Origin of the sequence: Pseudomonas sp. JL2 (assembly GCF_031570495.1) — a bacterium.
Lineage (GTDB): Bacteria > Pseudomonadota > Gammaproteobacteria > Pseudomonadales > Pseudomonadaceae > Aquipseudomonas > Aquipseudomonas rhizophila.
Genome location: NZ_JAKUDH010000001.1, coordinates 652,381 through 668,676 on the forward strand (window position 1 = coordinate 652,381; position 16,296 = coordinate 668,676).

Below are 16,296 nucleotides of genomic sequence, written 5' to 3' on the forward strand. Positions count from 1 at the left end.
TGCCCTGGTCGCTTGAACCGATATCGAACGGTCTGCCACGACTGATTCTGGAGCGCTTGAACAAACCCGACTTGATTTACATCAGAGTCAACGCGCCCTGCTCATACCCTGACTGCCAACAAGCTGCCCGACACCGAATACAGGGCCCGTTCCGTCGTGCTACCGATCAGACGGTCCAGCCCAGCGCGTTGCTCGGTGCCCATCACCACCACATCAGCCTCGAACTCATCGAGGAACTCATGGATCACCGGCACCGGCAGGCCAATGACGAAATGACGGCGCTCGGGTGGAATGCTCCACCGCTCGGCCAAATTGATGAACGCCGCATGCAGCGACTCTCGCAAGGCCTCGGCAAAATCTTCATCCCAGGCCCCAGCCACCAACGAAGCCTCCCCGTTGAAGGCCGGAGACAGATCGCAGGCGTGCAGCAGATGCAGCGGGACATTGCATTGCAGGGCCATTGCCCCGGCGGCTTGGATAATGCGCTGGTTCAAGGCGTTGGCCTGCGGATTGGCGGGGTCCACCGCCGCCACGACCCGGCGTGGCAAGCTGTGGGTGGCGCGATTGACCAGATGCACCGGCACCGGGCAATCGCGCAGTAAATGGCAGTCCAGGGGTGTCACGAAAACACGCTTGAGCAGCGGTTCGAGGGTCACATCCTTGATCAGCAAGTCGGGCTGAAACTGCTCGACGTAGCGCAGGATGTCCAGTAATGGATGAGTGGTCCAGACCACATGGGTCGTCACATCCAGTCCTTGCTCCTTGAGCAGCGCCGCCTCCTCCACCATCCAGCGACGGTAGTGGTGCATATAGCGCTGAGCTGTCGCTTCATCGTTCTTTTCGCCCCACAAATGCGTGTGAGGCGGTGGTTGAACGAATGCGCACAAGTGCAAGGCCGCGCCACTGACCCTGGCCAGGGCACAGGCGCGACGTAGCGCGGCAGACGGATGCAGGTCGGCTTCAACGATCAATAGCAAACGTTGGTACTGTCCCATTACACACCTCCACTGGTCTGTTGGCCATCCGGTCCCCAGCGGTCCCTCTCTGGCATGTGCAACAGCCTGCGCTTGTCACCCCGGGGCGGCTTGATCTTTATCAACTGCATGCACATACCTGTGGGAGCAAAGCTTGCCCCCCACAGGTTTGGCTCCCACAGAAATTGCTCCCCGGCATTGATCATCGACGAGCGGATTCGCGAGCACTGATCCAGATCAGAATCGATCTGCCACGCCGGCGTAGAACAGTAGCGAATGCACGGCCTTTGCCGCGCCAAAGGTTCACACCCGATGGAGGAACGCATCATGCTCAACGTCAAAGACCACAATGAACGCGCCGCTGCCCTGTATGCCAGCATCAGCGGCAAACACTGGATCCAGGCCCTCAGAGATGGCCGGCACGTGTTGATCAGGCCACTGAAGGAAGAAGATCGCCAGCGTGAGTATGACTTCATCAAGCGTCTGTCACCGGAGTCCCGGCACATGCGTTTCCTGGCGCAAATCAATGAGCCCGGCGCGGCCATGCTCGACCAGTTGATGGATGTCGACTGCAAGACGCGCATGGCTTACATCGCCCTGGTCCACGACAACGGCCAACTGATCGAAATCGGTGTCAGCCGCTATTGCGCTACCAGTGAACACGAATGCGAGTGCGCCGTGACCGTAGCCGATCAATGGCAGCATCTGGGGCTGGGGACGTTGTTGATGGAGCATTTGATAGAGGCGGCCCGCAAGAACGGCTATCGCCAGCTGTATTCCATCGACGCCGCCGATAACACCCCTATGCGGGATCTGGCCCATAGCCTTGGGTTTGATACCCGTACCGACCCCGACGACGCCCGGCAGGTCATCCACCGGCTCTATCTTTAACCACAGTGCATTGCGCGGGACCCGGGGCCAGGCCCCGCGCAAGGTCACCCTGCCGTCACTCGCCCGGCTTGATTGCCCATATACTGCAAGGTGCCCGTTGCAGCACCTGCTCGGCAGTACTGCCCAAGTGCTTGTCCAGACCTCGATGCTGTGTCGTGCCCATGACAATGACGTCGCACTGATGATCGGTGGCGAACGTGCAGATGCTGCTCAGCGGCGCACCTTCGATGAAGTGACGCTGCTGCGGCGGCACGCCGTGACGCTCGGCCAGGGATTCAAACACTTCGTGCTGCGCCTGCCCCAATGCTTCATAGAGCCCGGTGGCGAGCGGGAGCGCACCCACGCCCATATCGGCGGCGTACACCGCCGTCCAGTCGAAGGCGTGCAACAACTCAACCTGGGCGTTGCATTGATCGGCCAGTTTCACGGCGGCATCGACGATCCGGTCGTTGAACACCAGGTCCTGCTCCTCGCTGCGCAGCACATCGACGATCGCCAGGACCTGCCGGGGCCGCGGATGACGCGCGTCGGTGACCAGGTGCACTGGCACCGGACAGTCGCGCAGCAGGCGCCAGTCCATGGGTGTGAAGAAAATCCGCTTCATCGCCGGTTCAGGCTCGGCGTCCTTGATGATCAGCGCCAGGGGCATCTCTTTGACGTACTGCTGCAAGGCCTGATAAGCGTCTTTGCCCCAGACCACCTCGCTCGTCGCCTCCACTCCATGGCGGCGCGCCAGCTCAGCCTGTTGCCACAACCAGTGCCGATGCGTTTCCAGATAGCCGTCACGGGCCTTCTTGACTTGTTCTGGCGCAAAAAGACCGGCCACCGAGAGCACCTCCAGATAATCGATGGCGACGATGTGCAGGGGCAGATCCAGCGCCAGGGCCAGTTCGGTGGCGCGGTCGAACGCAGGCGAACGGGTCATGGCATCGGGTGCCAATAACAACAAACGTTGGGTCTGGGACATGGAACACCTCGGCACGTGGCGGCAGCCACCTAAAGGATTGAGGGTTCCAGAATGAACGTATGCCACGGGCAGGACTTGATCTTCATCAAACTGCCACCACACAGGCTCACAGATTCGGGAGCAGAACGCCGGCCCACATTCCCAGCGTCACCAGCACCTGGCCGGGGATGAAATACCCGGCGAAACGCCGTCCGCCACTGAGCCAGGCCACCACGCATTTACTCAGGGAATTACTGCTCATCGCCACCAGGATCGGTATGGCAATACCATCCAGAGGCAACAACCCGGCCTTCGCCAGGGAAGCAACAGAGGCAATCGAGGCATGAGCATCAACCAGCCCGCTGAAAACCGCCGTTATGGTTACCCCGGTCTGGCCGAATTCGGCAAGCATCGCCGACGACAGGACCGTGATACCGGCCATCGCCAGGACTACCGTCAAGGCCAGTTTGAGGTTGAAGGCCCCGCCGCGCTTGATCGGTTCATCCGCCCGAGCCCTGGGTCGGGGAAACATCAGCACCCCGGCGTAGACCAATGTTGTCAATACACCGCAGAGCAGCGGGCCCCACATCCAGAGTAACAGGGCCGGTTCGACGGCACCGAGGATCAGCCCCATTTGCGCCACTGTCGCCAGATTGGATAGCACGGCAGCGGCGCTCAGCACCTTGAGATTGGCCGGTTCTTTCGCGGCGATGTTACCCATGGTGGCGACGGTCAGCGTGGCCGAGGCGAACCCCGAGGCAACCGCGCTGAGGGCGTAGCCGTAGTGAGTGCCGAGGGTCCGGACCGCAACATGCCCCAGCGCACCCACAGCCATCAACATGACCGTCAACATACAGATGGTGCGCAGGTTGATCGCATCGTAAGGCCCGAGGAAGCGATCCGGCACCAGCGGCAACACCACCAGCGCGGCGATCAACAGCACCAGCCCGTCACGCATTTCCGCGGCGGTCAATTGGTTACGGGCAAAATGGTGCAGCGCCTGGCGGCTGGCGAGCAGACCGGCCATCACCACGCCGATCGCGATCGCCAGGGCCGGGGCGGTCATGCAGAGCGCCCCCAACGCCAGCGCCGCGAATAACGCCACTTCGCTGGTGATACCGGGGTCCTGGTCGAGGTTTCGCCAATACGCCGCCGTGACCAGTGCCCCCAGCGCAAGCGCCACGAACCCGAGCAGCAAGACTCCGCCAGCCTGGACCGTGACATAACCCAGCAACGAGGTAATGGCAAAGGTACGCAGGCCGGCGAAGTCGCGCCGGGCGCCCTCGCCCTTGCGTCGCTCGCGTTCGAGCCCGATCAACAAGCCGATTCCGAGCGCAGCGGCGGCATTGGCAAAGCCCAGGGTTTCGCTCATGGCCTCGGTTCTATACTGAGTGTTCCGGTTGTACCTGAGTCCAGGGTAGTCCCTGGGAGAATTTCATGATCAAACATAGCGCTATTGCCAGGCGCCGTGTGCATTGATGCCACGCTTCTGGCATGAGCTTGATGCAAATCAAGTGACCGATGCCCGATACGATCATGATCAAACCCTGGCTCCACGCGGCGCGAAGGCCGTCGGGTACCCATACGTCCATGCTCGGGAGGTTTGTCATGTCCACGCAATCACGTTTGATGTTGGTCGTCTCGCCGCTGATGGAACACAGTCCGGCCTTCGACCGGGCAGCGGCGCTGGCCAAGGCCGAAGGCGCCGCGCTGCATATCGTTGCCTTCGACTACCTCGAAGGCCTGGCCACCGCTAGCCTGGTCAATGAGCAGGCCCTGGAACAGATGCGCCTGGGTTACGTTGAACGCCATCGCCACTGGCTGGAAGACCAGGCCCGGCCACTGCGCAAGCTGGGCATTGAAGTCACGACCGAAGTGGCGTGGGTCGAGCGACCGCTGCAGGAGATTCTGGTCCACCTCAAGGAGCAGCCGATGAATGCCCTGATCAAGACGGTGGAGCATGAATCCTGGTTCTCGCGCCTGATGTTCACCCCGCTGGATGTGCACCTGCTGCGCGAAAGCGAAGTGCCGTTGCATTTCGTCAACAAAGTCACCCACGCCCGTCCGCGCAAGATTCTGGCGGCCATTGACCCCTTTCATCTCGACGGCCGCTACGAAGGCCTCAACGACCGGATCCTGAGCGAAGCCAACAAACTGGCCACCTCCTGCGACGCGAGCCTGGAAGTCATCTACGCCTATGACCTGTCGTCCATCACCGCCTCCGAATATGGTTTCGGCAGCGGCTCGATGTTCTTTTCCTCCACCCTGGCCCGGCAGCTCTATGAATCCCAGGGCGAGGCGTTTGACGCGTTGGCCGAGCGCAACGGGATAGCGCCGGAACAACGACGCATGGTCATGGGCGACCCGGCCAAGGTATTGGCCAGCTACGCGGCATCCCATGACATTGATGTCATTGTCATGGGGCGCGTGCGCTACAAAGGTTTGGACAAGTTGATCGGCAGCACCGTGGAAGGCCTGCTGTACAAGATGCCGTGCAGCTTGTGGGTGATTGCACCGCAGCAGTTCGATTGAACGCATGAATACCAACAGCATAATGAGCGCAGGGATAGCGACCTGATGAACCGAGCGAGCAACGCACCGACCGAGCGGGATCCGATTCCCATAGATGTCGAGGCTTGGTACACGCTGCCTGCGCAGCAGGTGCTCGAACGGCTGGAGGTCAATGAGCACACCGGGCTGAACGATGCAGAAGTTCAAGCCCGGCTTGCGCGCACAGGCTTCAATCGCTTGCCGGAATCGGCGCGGCGCCCCGCGTGGCTGCGTTTTCTGTTGCAGTTTCACAATATCCTGATTTATGTGCTGCTGGGCTCTGCGGTGATCACTGCGCTGTTGCAACACCTCTGGGATACGGTGGTCATTCTGGCGGTGGTGGTGGCCAACGCCATCATTGGCTATGTCCAGGAGGGCAAAGCGGAAAAAGCCATGGACGCGATCCGGCAGATGCTGGCGCCCCGCGCCGCCGTGATTCGTGCCGGTGAACGTTTGAGCATCGCGGGTGAAGCGCTGGTACCCGGCGATATCGTCTTGTTGGAGGCCGGCGATAAAGTCCCGGCAGACCTTCGCTTGCTGCACGCCAACAGGCTGCAGATCCAGGAAGCCATCCTGACCGGTGAATCCGCCGCCGTGGAAAAGCACACTGAACCTGTGCGCCTTGGAGCGCCCCTGGGTGATCGTGCCTGCATGGCCTTCAGTGGAACCCTGGTGACCTGCGGACAGGCCACCGGGGTCGTCGTTGCAACCGCGACCGCCGCCGAGATCGGGCGCATCAGCAATCTGTTGTCGGAAGTCGAGACACTGACCACGCCATTGGTCCAGCAAATGAACGTCTTCGCGCGCTGGCTGACGATCCTGATTCTGCTCGTCGCCGGGCTGCTACTGGTTTACGGTCATTTTGTCGGTCATTACGCATTCAACGAAATCTTCATGGTGGTGGTGGGCATGTCGGTCGCTGCCATCCCCGAAGGACTGCCCGCCGTTCTCACCATTACCCTGGCGGTCGGGGTTCGCGCGATGGCCCGTCGCAACGCCATCGTACGCCGCTTGCCCGCCATCGAAACCCTGGGATCGGTTTCGGTCATCTGCACGGACAAGACCGGCACCCTCACCCGCAACGAAATGATGGTCGCATCAGTGGTCACCCGTGATCTGACGTTCACGGTCGACGGTGCCGGTTATCAGCCGTCGGGAAACATGAACCTGGCTGACCAGTTGATCGACACCTCCAATCACCCCACGTTAGCCGAACTGGGACGCGCCGCCGCGCTTTGCAATGACGCGGTGTTGAGACTGCACGATGCCACATGGAAGGTCGAGGGCGATCCCATGGAGGGCGCACTGCTGGCGTTTTCCGTGAAAGCCGGAATCGATGGCGAAGAAGAGCGACGCACCTGGCCCCGCACCGACGCGATTCCGTTTGACGCCAAACACCGCTTCATGGCGACGTTGCACCACAACCATGAGCGACAGGCGTCAATCTATGTAAAAGGCGCGCCGGAACAGATCCTGGCCATGTGCGCGCAGCAGCGTGGCAGTACCGGCGCCACGGAGCCGCTCAATGCTGACTACTGGCACCAACAGGCAAACACCATTGCCGGCAAAGGTCAGCGCGTGCTGGCGTTTGCCAGCCGCCCCGTGCCGTCCGAGCACACCGTTCTGGAGTTTGGCGACGTGCAGGGTTCGCTGACCCTGCTTGGCATGACAGGCATGATTGACCCGCCTCGCCCCGAGACGATCCAGGCGGTCCAGCAATGCCAGGCTGCCGGTATCGCAGTCAAGATGATCACCGGCGATCACTCCGGTACCGCCGCCGCCATCGGCGCGCAAATCGGCCTGCAAAATCCCGACAAGGTGCTGACGGGCGTCGACCTGGACGCGATGAACGACGGCACGCTCAAAGAAGCGCTCAAGGACGTGAATATCTTCGCCCGCACCAGCCCTGAACATAAGCTACGGCTGGTGATGTTGCTGCAATCGAACGGCATGACCGTGGCCATGACCGGCGACGGGGTCAACGACGCACCCGCGCTCAAACGCGCCGACGCCGGCATCGCCATGGGTGACAAAGGCAGTGAGGCGGCAAAAGAGGCGGCGGACCTGGTACTGGCCGATGACAACTTCGCCTCCATCGTGGCCGCCGTACGTGAAGGGCGGACGGTCTACGACAACATCAAGAAAGTGCTGAGCTGGACGTTGCCCACCAACGCGGGCGAAACCATGACCATCATTGTCGCGCTGCTGTTTGGCCTCACCCTGCCGGTGACACCGATTCAAATCTTGTGGATCAACCTGATTACCGCGATCACGCTGGGTATCGCCCTGGCGTTCGAGCCGACCGAAGAAAACACCATGCGCAGGCCGCCGCGCTCAAGGCACGAGCCGTTGATAAGCGGCGCGTTGATCTGGCACATGGTGCTGGTTTCGATCCTGTTTCTTTGCGGTGTCTACGGCATTTTTACCTACGCACTCGACCGAGGCTACCCGGTGGAGTTGGCCCGCACCATCGCCGTTAACACGCTGGTGGTGATGGAAATATTCCACCTGTTCTTCATTCGCAATCTTTATGGCACGTCACTGACTTGGGAGGCTGTCAGAGGTACAAAGGTCGTGTGGCTGACCGTTGCAGTGGTAACCTTCGCTCAGTTCGCCATCACCTACGCGCCGCCCCTGCAAAGGGTGTTTGCCACTCAAGCGATCCCCTTTATGGATGGGCTATTGATTATCGCAGTGGGCATCGCGCTCTTTGCGATCATCGAAACTGAAAAACAGATTCGGCTACGGTTAACCGACCCCAAGGGCGCTACGCTCATAGTGGGACAGACCCCGAAGTCACCCTGACGCTGCGGCTGGCATGGTGTTCGACCAGCCGCTGGATGTTACTGAAAGAGGATTCGGAAAATGCACAAAGTATTGGTCGCTGTCGATGGTTCAGAGCACTCCGAACGTGTGGTGCATTACCTCATTGGACTGATCCGGGACGGCGGATTGCTGGGAGGCAGCGTGGAGGTGCACCTGGTCAATGTGCAGTCATTTTTACCCACTCGCATCGCGCAAACCATGAGCAAGGATGAACTTGACCGTTACTACGACGGCAAAAGTGCCGAAGATGCGAATAAGGCAATCGCTCTTCTGAAACAGCAAGGCATCGCCTTTACTTTCCATACACTGCACGGCGACGCGGCCAGCAGAATCGTGGCGTGCGCCAAATCCTTGGGGTGCGACAGCATCATCCTGGGTTCGCACGGCAGTGGTTTTCTCGAAGGCATTTTCCTGGGCTCTGTCGCGGCCAAAGTGATCCAGCTGTCCAGTATCCCGATTACCTTGGTCAAATAACCGAGGGTGAGTTGCAGTTGATGGCGCACCAGGGGGCCTGTCCCCCATAACGTCTGCGAGGCAGAACGATGGGTATGTCGCGATGGGGATCAGTCCTTGCTTTATCCGGTGCGCTGGCAACATCCGCTTATGCAGCGGACGCGCAAAAGACCTTCACCCAGGGCGGGACCAACCCCGCCGCCATTGCCTGTTCAACCTGTCATGGTGCGGACGGTACAGGGATGCCCGCGGCTGGCTTCCCAAGGCTTGCAGGGTTACCTGCTGAGTACTTCGCAAAACAAATCGCGGATTTTCGCTCAGGCTCCAGGGCCAACCCAATCATGCTTCCTATCGCCCAGGCATTGAGCGAGGACGAGGTACAAGCCCTCGCCAGCATGCTCGCCAACATGCCAGGCCCACCTGTCAAACCCATCAATCGTGCGCAGGCGGCCAAGGGCCTGGGGCAGACCCTGGCATTGAGAGGCGCATGGGATCGAAACATACCCGAGTGCGTCTCCTGTCATGGCCCTGGCGGAATCGGGGTCGGTGCCTCTTTTCCACCGCTGGCGGGCCAATCGGCTCAGTACCTGGTCTCGCAACTGAATGCCTGGCGGCAGAAGACCCGGAAAAATGATCCGGACGATCTCATGGGCCACATCGCGAGGTCCCTCACTGAAGCCGAGGTCGAGGCTGTTTCCCGGTATTTCGCTGAGCTCAGTCAATAGAGGTCTGGCCATGAAATCATTCATCGCGGCACTCATCAGTTTGAATATGGTATCGATGGCTGGCGCTGCTGATGTGGCAGATGCATCGCCCCCTTCGCCCGGCCCAGACGCCCCACAACAGCGGACGGCGACATTTACTCCGCCAGCAGAGGACACGCTGCCTGATAACGCCTTTGGCCGTTTGGTCCGGCAAGGGCATGCGATCTTTGTCGATACTAAAACCAACGCCCCCGAGTTCGTGGGAAACGGGATGAACTGCACCAATTGTCATTTGGACCAAGGCAGAAAAGCCGACTCGGCGCCCCTTTGGGCGGCTTACACGATGTACCCGGCTTATCGAAAAAAGAACGACAAGGTCAATACCTACGCCGAGCGCCTACAAGGCTGCTTTGAGTTCAGCATGAACGGAAAACCGCCTCCGGCCGACGGGCAGGTCATCGCCGCCCTGACTGCCTTTTCCTACTGGTTGGCAACAGGAGCACCGCTAGGCCAGGAACTGCCCGGGCGAGCTTATCCTGAAGTGCCGCAACCGGCGGGAGGCTTCGATCTGGCCAAGGGCAAGGTCATCTACGCCCAGCAATGCGCGGTGTGTCATGGCAACGAGGGCGAAGGCCAAAAGGCCGGGGGCGATTACGTATTCCCACCGTTATGGGGCAAAGACTCATTCAATTGGGGCGCGGGGATGCATCGCATCAATACCGCAGCCGGGTTCATAAAGTCGAATATGCCATTAGGTAAAGGCGCCACCCTGTCCGCCGATGAGGCCTGGCACGTTGCTGCCTACATGAACAGCCACGAACGGCCGAAAGACCCCAGGATGATTGCCGGTTCTATCGAGCAGACCCGGTTGAAATTCCATGCCAATGACGGGATCAATCTTTATGGCAAAGAAGTGAACGGCGTGATACTTGGCCAGGGAACTGAATGAACGGCGCAGCCAATACTACTGTCGCCGTTCTCGTGCAGCGTTATTGAACGTAAGCCCGCCTTCACCGCACGAACATCAGCCATCCGGCCAGCACCAATGCCGCAGTACAGGTCCAACCTGAAAACAGCCAGCGCCAGAGCCACTGGCGCGGGATAAAACCCACGCCCCTGACGAAAGCCACACTCATCGCCGCAAACAAAGCACCCGCCAGTGCGTGATCAGCTTTACCCTCCGGGGTTGCCATCATCGGCGGGTACAGTGTGCAGGCAAGCATGATGGTGATGGCAATCATCAGACTCGCCAGATGAATGCGTGAAGACGGCTGGGCATCTGAGCGTTGCTGAATCATCGCTGCTGCTCGTCATTGTCACTCAAGGCCCGGTTCGCTTCGTTCTCCCCCCACATTGCATTCAATATCGCCAGCAACAGCGCAAAGCCGACTCCCAACATCCAGGCGAAATACCACATATTCTTTGCTCCTTTGCCGGCACTAGTAGGCCGAATGCTCGTTGGCTTTGATCTGGGCAACGGTGACTTTTCCGCTCATGACGCGATACGCCCAAGAGGTATAAATCACGATCAGAGGCATGAAGATCAACGTGGCCCAGAACATGATCGCCAAGCTCAGGTGGCTGGAGACGCTGTCCCACACCGTCAGGCTTGCCGCAGGCATGGTTGAGGAAGGCATGATGAACGGAAACATTGAGACGCCCGCCGTGCTGATCACGCCAATCACCGCAAGCGATGAGGCGACAAACGCCGACAGCGTGCGGCGCACCATCAACAAGAACGCGGCAGCTACAGCCCCGCCCAATCCAAGGACGGGCAGCAGCCAAAGCAATGGATAGCGTTCGTAGTTGGCCATCCAGGCGCCAGGTTCACGTACCACAGTCTTGCTGAGGATGTCCGGCAGCGCCGCGGTATCAACGAGCGAGGTGATGCGGTAGCCGTCAATCCATTGCAGCCAGATGCCGGCCACGATGAATGAGCACACCAGCACAATCGCCGCCGCCACTGCACCTTTTACTGCCCGGGACTGGATAATCCCCTCAGTGCGATGGGCCAGATAAGTGCCGCCCTGCAGGGTGATCATTGCACTGCTCACAACACCGGACAGCAGCGCGAAAGGATTGAGCAGTTGCCAGAAACTGCCGGTGTAGGTAGACACCAGATAGTCATTGAAGTGAAACGGCACGCCCAGTAGCAAGTTGCCAAACGCAATCCCGAACACCAGCGGAGGCACCGCCCCTCCGATAAAGAGCCCCCAATCCCAGGTGCTGCGCCAAGTGGCGTTGTGGATCTTGCTACGGTAGTCAAACCCCACCGGGCGGAAGAACAACGCCCAGAGCACCAGAATCATCGCCCAGTAGAAACCACTGAAGGCAGTGGCGTAGACCACAGGCCAGGCCGCGAACAAGGCGCCGCCAGCGGTGATGAACCAGACCTGATTACCATCCCAATGCGGCCCGACGGTATTGATGACAACGCGCCGCTCCAGGTCATTGCGGCCAACGAATGGCAGCAGCGTGCCGACGCCCATGTCATGACCATCCATGATCGCAAAACCGATCAGCAGGACGCCGACCAACGCCCACCAGATTATTTTCAGGGTGAAGTAATCAAGCATGGTGAAGCTCCTTCAGATGAGCGTCGTGAACATAACGGCCTGTACCGAGGCTGCCAGGCCCTTGGCGGGCGAACTTGACCATCAGGAACATTTCCACCACCAGCAACACGGTGTAGAAAACGATGAACCCGGCCAGCGAGCCATACAGGTTGTTGACGCTGAGCGTGGACACGCTCATGTGGGTCGGTAATACGCCGTAGATCGTCCAGGGCTGACGGCCGTATTCGGCGACAAACCAGCCCAGTTCACAGGCGATCCAGGGCGCCGGCAGCATGTAGAGTGCCCAACGCAACAACCCTCGGTGGCGGGTGCGGTTCGACTTCAGCGTGCTCCAGAATGCCAGTGCAAAGAGCATCAGCATCGCAAAACCCAGGCCGACCATGATCCGGAACGCCCAAAACATAGGCGTCACGCGCGGAACCGTATCGTTCACCGCGGTTTCGATCATGGCCGGTGTGGCTTGGTTGACGTCCTCGACATAGCGCTTGAGCAGCAACCCGAAGCCCAGATCAGCTTTGTATTCTTCGAACGTCTTGAACGCCGCCGGATCGCTGCGATTGGCTCTCAGTGCTTCCAGCGCATTGACTGCGCTAATACCGCGGATGATTCGGGCGCGGTTCTTTTCCTTGATCTCATGAATGCCGGGAATCTGCTGGCTGACCGAGCGGGTCCCGATCAGGCCCATCAACCATGGCACCTCGACCTCCCAATTATTTCGGGATTGAGCTTCATCGATGCTCGCGATCAGCGTCAGGCCAGCCGGCGCGGGCTTTGTTTCCCACATGGCCTCCATGGCCGCCAGCTTGGTCTGCTGCGCCTCCCCCACCGTGTAACCGGACTCATCGCCCAGTACGATGACGCTCAGCACAGAGGCCAGGCCGAACGCTGCGGCGACCCGAAAGCTACGTTTGGCAAACTCGACATCACGATTTTTGAGTAAATACCAACTGGAGATCGACAGCACAAACATCGAACCGGTGACATACCCGGCCGAAACCGTATGGACAAACTTGGCCTGGGCCACCGGATTGAACACCACCGTCCAGAAATCGACCATTTCCATGCGCATGGTGATGTAGCTGAACTCTGAGCCCACCGGGTTCTGCATCCAGCCATTGGCGATCAGGATCCACAGCGCCGACAGGTTTGTGCCGATTGCCATCAACAGCGTGACCAGCAAGTGATGCTGTCTCTTGAGACGGTCCCAACCAAAAAAGAACAGCCCGATCATGGTCGATTCGAGGAAGAACGCCATCAAGCCTTCGATTGCCAGCGGTGCACCGAAGATGTCACCGACATAGTGCGAGTAGTAGGCCCAGTTGGTGCCGAACTGAAATTCCAGGGTGATCCCGGTGGTCACCCCCAGCGCGAAGTTGATGCCAAATAGCTTGCCCCAGAAGCGCGTCATGTCTTTCCAGATGACCTTACCGGTCATCACATAGACGCTTTCCATGATGACCAGCAGCCACACCATGCCAACGGTGAGCGGTACGAAAAGGAAGTGATAAAGCGCCGTGGCTGCGAACTGCAGCCGCGACAAATCCACCAGTTGTTCTGAGATCACTTGCTTGCCCCTTGAGCCGAGGTGGGTACACCGAAACGGTTGCCGACCGCGTTGGAGTCGACGCTGACGTGGAAATCCTGGATGAATAGCCACCACAGCACTGCCAGCACGAGCAGCTTGATAAGCACTGCTGTGAGCAGATGACGGCGCAGTCGTTTGTCGGAAATAGTCATGTCGGTGCAGTTAGCACGCGCCATGCCAAGGCTCAGGGTCAGGTTTTTATCGTTAAATAACAGCAGATTAGGAACGTAACCTGGTAGAAGGGGGATTTTGCGCCAACCTCAGAGCCTGCCAATCTGCCATGACGGCAGTGATTGGCAGTCAGGTGTCATAGCGGCTGATCAGGCCAAACCCTGCTCTTTCAAGCGCCGGTACAAAGTCCGTTCGCTGATACCCAAGTGCCGGGCCAGCTCACTGCGGGTCCCTTTGAACGCAGACAGGATCTGGGCCAACGAGTGGCCATCAGCAACAGCCGGGTTAGCCAGTCGTTGGGCTGTCGCATCGGGGACCTGGGGTAAATGCACGGAATGAATGACCCCGTCATCGGCAAACAGGCTGGCTCTTTCCAGCACATTACGAAGCTCGCGGATATTGCCCGGCCAGGAGTATCGCTGCAGTTGCATCAAGGCATCGGCGTCGATGGTCAGCCGGCGCTTGCCCGTACCGGAACGTTGCAATAACGAATTGACCAGCAGCGCGATGTCCTCCATGCGATTGCGCAGAGGCGGTAAATGAATGGGAAATACGCTGATGCGGTAGTACAGGTCTTGCCTGAACTCACCCTGGGCCATCATCTGTTCCAAGGGCTTATGGGTGGCGGCAACCAATCGGAAATCTGCATGCAAGGTTTCCACGCCGCCAACACGGCGATAGGTTCCCGATTCAATCAGCCTGAGCAGTTTCACCTGCATGGCCAGGGGAACGTCGCCGATTTCATCAAGAAACAGCGTACCGCCCTGGGCTGTTTCGACCAGGCCCTGCTTGCGCAGGGTGGCCCCGGTGAACGCGCCTTTCTCGTGGCCGAACAGTTCGCTCTCAAACAGCGTTTCAGTCAACCCGGAACAGTCCACTACCACAAAGGGCCCGTTGGCCCGCTCGCTGGTTTCATGGACCGCACGGGCAAACAGTTCCTTGCCCGTACCGGACTCTCCCAACAGCAGCACCGGCAACATGGACGGCGCGACCCGCTGCAGTTCCGACAGTGCACGGTTGAACGCCGGAGAGCTGCCCACCAGGCCCTCGTTGCTGGGCCGTGCTGAGGCGCTGCGTACCAGGGTAAGGCGCTCCACATACGCGGTTATGTCGCCATGGTCATTGAGGATCGGCCGCAGTTCCACGTCGACATGTTCAGGCCCGCGGGGGGTGTGGTGAATGTGCAGGACCCGGTCCGGGCCGCGCATTTCCCTGGCCTTCTTCATCGGGCAGTTCTCCCCCGCCTGATCGCAAGGCACATCGTAATGGTGGGAAATCCGATAGCACTTATGACCAATAAACGGTTGATCGGCACTGCCGAACTGGCGCCGATAGGCGGTGTTCGCCGCCAGAATGTTGTAGTCCGGGTCCAGCACGATCATCGGCTGCGGCTCGTGCTCGAGAAACGAAACCAGAGACTGCACCTGGTCCGGCGGGGGGATCGAATTGTTCGGGGTTGGCAGGATAGTGCTCATCGGGGTTCCTGTGGATTCATCCGGACGCAAGCGACACTGCCACTATGCCAACAAACACTGCCAATGGCAGTTGTTTATTCGTGTGCGTGAAAATGCCGCATCCCACCTACAAAAATAAACACAACAAATTCAAATAGATAGCTTTGATTTTTCGCTCACTCGGTGCATGGCAGACTTATTGCTATGTCAGGTTAAACCAGTCGGCAACAAGACCAGGAGACCGATCATGACCGCTACACTGCACGTCGAAGGATTTTTCGATCCCGATACTCATACTGTCAGTTATATCGTGCTTGATCAGGCGACCCGCCACTGCGCACTCGTGGACAGCGTACTGGATTACGATCCCAAGTCCGGCCATACCACGACGACGTCTGCCGACACGTTGATCGCCAGGGTGGCCGAGCTGGACGCCAAGGTTCAATGGATTCTTGAAACCCATGTCCACGCCGACCACCTCACGGCAGCGCCTTACCTCAAAGAAAAGCTGGGAGGCAAGATCGGCATCGGCAGTCGCATCACCACCGTGCAGCAAGCCTTTGGCACGCTGTTCAATACCGGTGATGACATGGCCCAGGATGGAAGTCAGTTCGATCATCTGTTCGTCAATGACTACACGTTCTCCATCGGTTCGCTGCAATGCCGCGCACTGCATACGCCGGGCCATACACCCGCCTGCATGACGTACGTCGTCAGCGACGCCAGGCAAACGGTGGCATTCGTCGGCGACACCCTGTTCATGCCCGACTACGGTACGGCGCGCTGTGATTTTCCTGGTGGCGATGCCCGCACCTTGTTCCGGTCCATCAACAAGGTACTGAGCCTGCCGGCCGATACGGTGCTGTACATGTGCCACGACTACCAGCCCGACGGCCGCGAGGTACTGTTCGCCAGTACCGTTGCCGAGCAGCGCGCCGACAATATCCATGTGCGCAACGGCATCAGTGAAGAAGAGTTCGTGGCCATGCGCACCAAGCGTGACAGCACGTTGGAAATGCCGACGCTGATCCTGCCATCGGTTCAGGTGAACATGCGCGCCGGACACTTTCCTGAGCCGGAATCGAACGGCACACGCTATCTGAAGATCCCGCTCAACGTGCTCTGACGTCCCCTCCCCCTATAAGAAAATCCCATCACGGAGACCA

Annotated in this window: 16 protein-coding genes; 7 read left to right on the forward strand and 9 right to left on the reverse strand. The window is 59.4% G+C overall.

What is annotated here, in order from left to right; all coding sequences use genetic code 11:
• Nucleotides 1-101 precede the first annotated feature (101 nt).
• Nucleotides 102-995, reverse strand: a complete 894-nt coding sequence (locus tag MKS85_RS02940) for a universal stress protein (protein ID WP_310662675.1) — start codon at nucleotides 993-995, stop codon at nucleotides 102-104.
• Between the two features lie 306 nt (nucleotides 996-1,301).
• Here MKS85_RS02940 and MKS85_RS02945 point away from each other — a divergent pair, with 306 nt between their 5' ends.
• Nucleotides 1,302-1,865, forward strand: a complete 564-nt coding sequence (locus tag MKS85_RS02945; RefSeq protein WP_310662676.1) for a GNAT family N-acetyltransferase — start codon at nucleotides 1,302-1,304, stop codon at nucleotides 1,863-1,865.
• Between the two features lie 55 nt (nucleotides 1,866-1,920).
• Here the strand turns inward: MKS85_RS02945 and MKS85_RS02950 are convergent, their stop codons facing one another.
• Both MKS85_RS02950 and MKS85_RS02955 read right to left on the reverse strand, forming a co-directional pair.
• The gene (locus MKS85_RS02950; protein ID WP_047225675.1) at nucleotides 1,921-2,832 is read right to left on the reverse strand and encodes a universal stress protein; all 912 of its coding nucleotides are present in this window, start codon (nucleotides 2,830-2,832) and stop codon (nucleotides 1,921-1,923) included.
• Between the two features lie 106 nt (nucleotides 2,833-2,938).
• Entirely contained in the window at nucleotides 2,939-4,183 is a 1,245-nt protein-coding gene (locus MKS85_RS02955; protein ID WP_310662677.1) for an MgtC/SapB family protein, read from the reverse strand.
• Nucleotides 4,184-4,419: 236 nt separating this feature from the next.
• Between MKS85_RS02955 and MKS85_RS02960 the strand changes: the two genes are divergently transcribed.
• The 5 genes from MKS85_RS02960 (at nucleotide 4,420) to MKS85_RS02980 (ending at nucleotide 10,293) form a co-directional block, all read left to right on the forward strand.
• Nucleotides 4,420-5,343 (forward strand): universal stress protein, encoded by a 924-nt coding sequence (locus MKS85_RS02960; protein ID WP_310662678.1) that lies wholly within the window; start codon nucleotides 4,420-4,422, stop codon nucleotides 5,341-5,343.
• Between the two features lie 45 nt (nucleotides 5,344-5,388).
• Nucleotides 5,389-8,166 carry a cation-transporting P-type ATPase gene (locus MKS85_RS02965; RefSeq protein WP_188250782.1) on the forward strand — a complete coding sequence of 926 codons (2,778 nt, stop codon included), beginning with the start codon at nucleotides 5,389-5,391 and terminating at the stop codon, nucleotides 8,164-8,166.
• A 60-nt stretch (nucleotides 8,167-8,226) separates the two neighbouring features.
• The gene (locus tag MKS85_RS02970) at nucleotides 8,227-8,661 is read left to right on the forward strand and encodes a universal stress protein (protein WP_047225671.1); all 435 of its coding nucleotides are present in this window, start codon (nucleotides 8,227-8,229) and stop codon (nucleotides 8,659-8,661) included.
• A gap of 68 nt (nucleotides 8,662-8,729) precedes the next feature.
• Nucleotides 8,730-9,365 carry a c-type cytochrome gene (locus MKS85_RS02975; protein WP_107322781.1) on the forward strand — a complete coding sequence of 212 codons (636 nt, stop codon included), beginning with the start codon at nucleotides 8,730-8,732 and terminating at the stop codon, nucleotides 9,363-9,365.
• A 10-nt stretch (nucleotides 9,366-9,375) separates the two neighbouring features.
• Complete coding sequence (locus MKS85_RS02980) at nucleotides 9,376-10,293, forward strand: c-type cytochrome (protein WP_076384324.1); 918 nt, start codon at nucleotides 9,376-9,378, stop codon at nucleotides 10,291-10,293.
• Between the two features lie 61 nt (nucleotides 10,294-10,354).
• Here MKS85_RS02980 and MKS85_RS02985 read toward each other — a convergent pair whose 3' ends face one another.
• The 6 genes from MKS85_RS02985 to MKS85_RS03010 form a co-directional block, all read right to left on the reverse strand.
• Nucleotides 10,355-10,585 carry a cyd operon YbgE family protein gene (locus MKS85_RS02985; RefSeq protein WP_409077993.1) on the reverse strand — a complete coding sequence of 77 codons (231 nt, stop codon included), beginning with the start codon at nucleotides 10,583-10,585 and terminating at the stop codon, nucleotides 10,355-10,357.
• Between the two features lie 53 nt (nucleotides 10,586-10,638).
• Entirely contained in the window at nucleotides 10,639-10,761 is a 123-nt protein-coding gene (gene cydX / locus MKS85_RS02990) for a cytochrome bd-I oxidase subunit CydX (protein ID WP_047225667.1), read from the reverse strand.
• A 22-nt stretch (nucleotides 10,762-10,783) separates the two neighbouring features.
• Complete coding sequence (cydB, locus tag MKS85_RS02995) at nucleotides 10,784-11,920, reverse strand: cytochrome d ubiquinol oxidase subunit II (RefSeq protein ID WP_076384320.1); 1,137 nt, start codon at nucleotides 11,918-11,920, stop codon at nucleotides 10,784-10,786.
• Entirely contained in the window at nucleotides 11,913-13,484 is a 1,572-nt protein-coding gene (locus MKS85_RS03000; RefSeq protein ID WP_107322784.1) for a cytochrome ubiquinol oxidase subunit I, read from the reverse strand. The genes cydB and MKS85_RS03000 overlap by 8 nt, the downstream gene beginning before the upstream one ends.
• Complete coding sequence (cydP, locus tag MKS85_RS03005) at nucleotides 13,481-13,681, reverse strand: cytochrome oxidase putative small subunit CydP (protein ID WP_052915280.1); 201 nt, start codon at nucleotides 13,679-13,681, stop codon at nucleotides 13,481-13,483. The genes MKS85_RS03000 and cydP overlap by 4 nt, the downstream gene beginning before the upstream one ends.
• Nucleotides 13,682-13,825: 144 nt before the next feature.
• Complete coding sequence (locus tag MKS85_RS03010) at nucleotides 13,826-15,151, reverse strand: sigma-54-dependent Fis family transcriptional regulator (RefSeq protein WP_047225664.1); 1,326 nt, start codon at nucleotides 15,149-15,151, stop codon at nucleotides 13,826-13,828.
• A gap of 226 nt (nucleotides 15,152-15,377) precedes the next feature.
• Here MKS85_RS03010 and MKS85_RS03015 point away from each other — a divergent pair, with 226 nt between their 5' ends.
• Nucleotides 15,378-16,256 carry an MBL fold metallo-hydrolase gene (locus tag MKS85_RS03015; RefSeq protein ID WP_047225663.1) on the forward strand — a complete coding sequence of 293 codons (879 nt, stop codon included), beginning with the start codon at nucleotides 15,378-15,380 and terminating at the stop codon, nucleotides 16,254-16,256.
• The last annotated feature ends 40 nt before the right edge of the window (nucleotides 16,257-16,296 follow it).

Excerpts from the sequence above, each read along its gene's own strand:
- MKS85_RS02940 (WP_310662675.1), bottom strand. The coding sequence starts at position 995 with ATGGGACAGTACCAACGTTTGCTATTGATCGTTGAAGCCGACCTGCAT.
- MKS85_RS02945 (WP_310662676.1), top strand. The coding sequence starts at position 1,302 with ATGCTCAACGTCAAAGACCACAATGAACGCGCCGCTGCCCTGTATGCC.
- MKS85_RS02950 (WP_047225675.1), bottom strand. The coding sequence starts at position 2,832 with ATGTCCCAGACCCAACGTTTGTTGTTATTGGCACCCGATGCCATGACC.
- MKS85_RS02955 (WP_310662677.1), bottom strand. The coding sequence starts at position 4,183 with ATGAGCGAAACCCTGGGCTTTGCCAATGCCGCCGCTGCGCTCGGAATC.
- MKS85_RS02960 (WP_310662678.1), top strand. The coding sequence starts at position 4,420 with ATGTCCACGCAATCACGTTTGATGTTGGTCGTCTCGCCGCTGATGGAA.
- MKS85_RS02965 (WP_188250782.1), top strand. The coding sequence starts at position 5,389 with ATGAACCGAGCGAGCAACGCACCGACCGAGCGGGATCCGATTCCCATA.
- MKS85_RS02970 (WP_047225671.1), top strand. The coding sequence starts at position 8,227 with ATGCACAAAGTATTGGTCGCTGTCGATGGTTCAGAGCACTCCGAACGT.
- MKS85_RS02975 (WP_107322781.1), top strand. The coding sequence starts at position 8,730 with ATGGGTATGTCGCGATGGGGATCAGTCCTTGCTTTATCCGGTGCGCTG.
- MKS85_RS02980 (WP_076384324.1), top strand. The coding sequence starts at position 9,376 with ATGAAATCATTCATCGCGGCACTCATCAGTTTGAATATGGTATCGATG.
- MKS85_RS02985 (WP_409077993.1), bottom strand. The coding sequence starts at position 10,585 with ATGATTGCCATCACCATCATGCTTGCCTGCACACTGTACCCGCCGATG.
- cydX (WP_047225667.1), bottom strand. The coding sequence starts at position 10,761 with ATGTGGTATTTCGCCTGGATGTTGGGAGTCGGCTTTGCGCTGTTGCTG.
- cydB (WP_076384320.1), bottom strand. The coding sequence starts at position 11,920 with ATGCTTGATTACTTCACCCTGAAAATAATCTGGTGGGCGTTGGTCGGC.
- cydP (WP_052915280.1), bottom strand. The coding sequence starts at position 13,681 with ATGGCGCGTGCTAACTGCACCGACATGACTATTTCCGACAAACGACTG.
- MKS85_RS03010 (WP_047225664.1), bottom strand. The coding sequence starts at position 15,151 with ATGAGCACTATCCTGCCAACCCCGAACAATTCGATCCCCCCGCCGGAC.
- MKS85_RS03015 (WP_047225663.1), top strand. The coding sequence starts at position 15,378 with ATGACCGCTACACTGCACGTCGAAGGATTTTTCGATCCCGATACTCAT.